The 3,878-nt window shown below is 47.5% G+C and carries 5 protein-coding genes; 2 read left to right on the top strand and 3 right to left on the bottom strand.

The genetic code is table 11. From position 1 onward, the window contains the following. Positions 1-503: 503 nt before the first annotated feature. The gene (locus AAFN47_RS27950) at positions 504-1,472 is read left to right on the top strand and encodes a tyrosine-type recombinase/integrase (RefSeq protein ID WP_499812470.1); all 969 of its coding nucleotides are present in this window, start codon (positions 504-506) and stop codon (positions 1,470-1,472) included. Between the two features lie 21 nt (positions 1,473-1,493). Here the strand turns inward: AAFN47_RS27950 and AAFN47_RS27945 are convergent, their stop codons facing one another. Then, complete coding sequence (locus AAFN47_RS27945; protein ID WP_499812469.1) at positions 1,494-1,757, bottom strand: helix-turn-helix domain-containing protein; 264 nt, start codon at positions 1,755-1,757, stop codon at positions 1,494-1,496. 172 nt (positions 1,758-1,929) lie between these two features. On the opposite strand from AAFN47_RS27945, the gene AAFN47_RS27940 reads away from it, so the two are divergent. Next, entirely contained in the window at positions 1,930-2,583 is a 654-nt protein-coding gene (locus AAFN47_RS27940; protein ID WP_499812468.1) for a hypothetical protein, read from the top strand. Positions 2,584-2,745: 162 nt separating this feature from the next. Here the strand turns inward: AAFN47_RS27940 and AAFN47_RS27935 are convergent, their stop codons facing one another. Both AAFN47_RS27935 and AAFN47_RS27930 read right to left on the bottom strand, forming a co-directional pair. Then, positions 2,746-3,777 (bottom strand): hypothetical protein, encoded by a 1,032-nt coding sequence (locus AAFN47_RS27935; protein ID WP_499812467.1) that lies wholly within the window; start codon positions 3,775-3,777, stop codon positions 2,746-2,748. Beyond that, on the bottom strand, positions 3,774-3,878 hold a 105-nt coding region (locus AAFN47_RS27930; protein ID WP_499812239.1), incomplete at its 5' end, for a transposase domain-containing protein. The genes AAFN47_RS27930 and AAFN47_RS27935, both read right to left, overlap by 4 nt.

The following is a 3,878-nucleotide window of genomic DNA, read 5'->3' as shown; positions in this document are numbered from 1 at the left end:
TTCGCACCGGAGAAAGTGTAAACCATCTCTCCGGTATCAAATGTAAACCATGTGACAAGAATGGACCCTGAAAAAATTGGTCGGAGTGAGAGGATTCGAACCTCCGACCCCCTCGTCCCGAACGAGGAATGTTTGTCAATACCAAGTTTAGGCATCGTGACAGAAACCTGACAGAAACTACGGAACATATCGTGGAGTTTCTGTCGTTTGCCGCAGGTTAAGCGATTGGTTTTTCACAAACTGCGTTTTTTGCACTCCCTTGGTATTGAAGACATCCAACGGAATATGAGTCTACAGGCCTGGTTTTGGTTTTGCTATTTTTTATGACTTATTGGCCCCGCTGGTTCACGTGAACCAGCCGGTAGCTTCGTAAAAACCCGCTAAGTCTTTGAAAAGATGGTGGGCGTGACTGGGATTGAACCAGTGACCCCTACGATGTCAACGTGAGAGTAATCTCATAATATTCAATGACTTGCAGCCTCCTTTCACAAAGGAGACTGTGAATGGCCAGCATCAGGCAGTTAGCTTCCGGGCGTTTCAACGTTCAAATTCGACGCAAAAAGCTATCTTCAATCAGCCGTACTTTTGACACTGAAGACGAAGCGATCGCCTTCGCCCGTACAAGAGAAGCCGGTGAGGAAAATGCTTTCGGCAGGCGTCAGGACTTGTCCTTTGCTTCTGCAGGGGAACGGTATTGTGCGACAATCCTGAAAGGTCGCCCTTCACAGAAGATCACCCTATATCGGATCGGGCTTATATCAAGCCGGTTGCCGGAGGATATGCGACAAATCACGAAGCAGGATGTCAACGGGTATCGACTATCTCGTTTGGAGACTGTGGCTTCCGTCACTTGTCGAGATGAATTGCAACTCATTCATCGTATTTTTAAGTGGGCACATCGAGAATTATTGCTCGATCCTAAAGAGCATCCCTCGCCTTGCGAGGAACTTGCAATGCCGCCCGCCAGCAAACCAAGGAACCGAGTCATTCGACCAGACGAACTCCGCCAGCTTATTGAACGCTTGTCACCTGTCATGGGAGAAATTGTCGAGCTGGCCTACGAGACTGCGATGAGACGGGGTGAAATCGTAAAATTACAGTGCAAGCATCTATATCTCGAAGATCGCATCGCCTTGGTTATAGATGGCAAAACGGGCGATAGATCGGTGCCTTTGAGTAGACGTGCTCTAGAACTACTCAGGATGGCCTCTGAGCGCTGTTCGTGTCCCAATGACAGGTTGTATCCTGTAACGGCTCACGCGGTTTCTACGGCCCTCAGAAGGACTAGAAATGCCATTGGAATGGACGCTGATGTAAGAATGCATCAACTGCGTCACAGCCGGATCACAATGGTAGCTCGAAAAGGCTTCAATCAAGCACAGATAATGATGGTGAGCGGTCACCGGGACAGTCGGAGTGTGCAGAGGTACACACATTTGAATGTTCGGGATGTACTGAACTTGTTGGATTGAAAACATAAAAATAGTCGGAAGCTATCGCCGAGCTTTTCTTCCTTTGGGAAGTGGGCTTGGCGGAGGTTCATTCTCAGCTGGATGCAAAAAGAAGTCAGCCAACTCCACATCGAGAGCTTTTGCTATTTTGGATAATACATTGATGGTGGGGTTTTCTAACCCTCGTTCCATACGTGAGACATAGGTTCGATCAATGCCAGCATCGACGGCTAAGGCCTCTTGCGAGAGCATCCGTTGAACTCTGAGTTTTCGCAGATTCCGAGCGACGAGGGCCTGTCCATCCATGGACGAAGCCGATCACCTTGTAGACAATTAAAACACGGACTACAGTCCTACAATAAAGACCTCAGACTACTTTTATACTGTTGTTGAAGGGGCAATCTCAGTGGGACTGTCACCTATGAGAAATTGAACAACGAATGAAAGATGGTTGATCAAACACGGGAGAGCCACTTTCATGGCGTCGATTAAAAAGGTGGGCATACTTTTGTCGCTGTTCACTCAACTCTACGTTCAGGGAACTCTTGCCCAAGAATTTCAGACACCGGAGTTCAGCGACGGTCAAAGCGATGTACCCGCCATGTTGCTCTGCGGGTACCTAGCAGAGAAATACGAGTTTGATCCTGATGCACAAGAACTGATTATCGACCTGATGATTGGCACTGGCGTAACGCCGGACAAAATGGACAGGTGGGAAAGCGATTCGGTCAATTTCATTGCGACAACTATGGATGGCCGCGAACCTATTGACGTGTGGCGTGAGAATATTTGTGAAATGAGGCTGCGATTAATACGTTTAAGGCTGAGACCACATGAACCGCCACACTATGACACGATGGAATTCAGGAACCCCGGCGAGAGCAGAATTCCTATGATTTACCTCTGCAACTACATCGGAAATCAAACAGGCTTGGAACCGCGAATGAAGGAAATACTTTCTAATTTTTTTTCTTACCTTGGAACTCCAAAATCGCTTCTCGATGAATGGGAAGAGGATGCCTTGACGTTTGTTTCTAAAGAGGTTTCGCAATTGGGAGATTTAAAAAAATATTGGTACGAGAATTGCGATGATCCAGTGAGGAACATGAAATCACCCATTGAAGTGCGATAAGAAATTATCGAGGTCCAGTAAGGGGGGGATATTCTACGGAATGGAACGCCAGAAAATGATCAACGACGGATAAAGACGCATTATTATCTATGTCGCATGGCTTCGTCGGAGCATCCGAACGGAGACGAACCATGCCATAGAATCGAAGTAGATTACGACGAGTTAAAGCGATCCATGGACTGAAATCCATTCATACTCTCGCGTATGATATGTCCTTCGCTCTTCCAAATCTATTTTAGTTTCATCGAATAAGTCCGCCATGTTGATTAATCGAGGTCGTTCTTCACCATCGACTGGATCGTAAACAGCCTCACACAGTTTCGCGTCACATTGGACGCCCATCTTCTCTTCGAATACATCTTTCATCGTGCGTTCGAGAATCTGTTCACCGTCTCTACGCACAATAAAGGAATCATGGATAGGTAGTGCCGTGACCGGAAACTCCGCAGTGAATAGTTTAATCATAACCTCTTCGGCGATATCGGAATCCAAGCGTTGCACCATTCCCCATGCTTTGGAAAAGAAGTAGTGGTCGATTGGCTGGTGTATCTCCTTTAAATCGTGGAGGAGATCAAAGTAGCGGCGTTCGAACATATCTTCGAATGCTTTGTGCCTTGCTTGATTCTTTTGATGAATTGTTAGCTGCTGCCAATCACGGGGCAAAGGTTCAGGATCTAGGTTAGGCGCGAACCGGTGCCATTGCTTTGGATTTCTGGATGTCTCATCGCTGTTTAGCAGCTGATTGAACGCCTTCTTGGCGTACGGTCTCACCCCGTCAGGCCATCCCTCAACCCTGTATGCGTCTTCCAATGGTGCTTCACCAACCATTGCGTACATTAATGATGCTTGCATGGATGAGTAGTCGATCTCACGCGTAATCGCTCCATCAATTTCAATAAAACGTCTTAGCTCACCGGGAATCCCTTGCCACCAACCGCCATAGAAACGCCCTCCAAATTCGAAACTACCATTGGAGAATATTCGACGAAGCGATCGGTTTGCTGGTTCAAATGCCTGCCGATCCTCATGGCCGCCAATTCCTAGCAATCGATCGCGAAGCGTAACTAATTCTTCGTCCGTGAGATTTAGATTGATAAATGTAGTTCGGAGATTCTTGTTGATGCGTTGAAGATTTGCTTCCGCTTGTTCGAGATTGATGGTTTCGTGACCCTTCGTAAGCGGTGCGCCGGTCACAGGGTCTTTGCGTAGTTCCAGGGAAGCAGTTCGTTGATGTCGGCCTGTTTGTGGCCCTGTGCAATTGCAGTCAGGATACCTGACAGATAGCCGTGGGGTTC

Source organism: Hoeflea sp. CAU 1731 (genome assembly GCF_039888615.1).
Classification (GTDB): domain Bacteria; phylum Pseudomonadota; class Alphaproteobacteria; order Rhizobiales; family Rhizobiaceae; genus Flavimaribacter.
The sequence above is the reverse complement of the archived record's forward strand: the minus strand, read 5'-3'. Positions and strand labels throughout refer to the sequence as shown.

Bases quoted from the DNA above. Each gene is read 5' to 3' on its own strand.
- AAFN47_RS27940 (WP_499812468.1), top strand. From the start codon at position 1,930: ATGGCGTCGATTAAAAAGGTGGGCATACTTTTGTCGCTGTTCACTCAA.
- AAFN47_RS27945 (WP_499812469.1), bottom strand. From the start codon at position 1,757: ATGGATGGACAGGCCCTCGTCGCTCGGAATCTGCGAAAACTCAGAGTT.
- AAFN47_RS27950 (WP_499812470.1), top strand. From the start codon at position 504: ATGGCCAGCATCAGGCAGTTAGCTTCCGGGCGTTTCAACGTTCAAATT.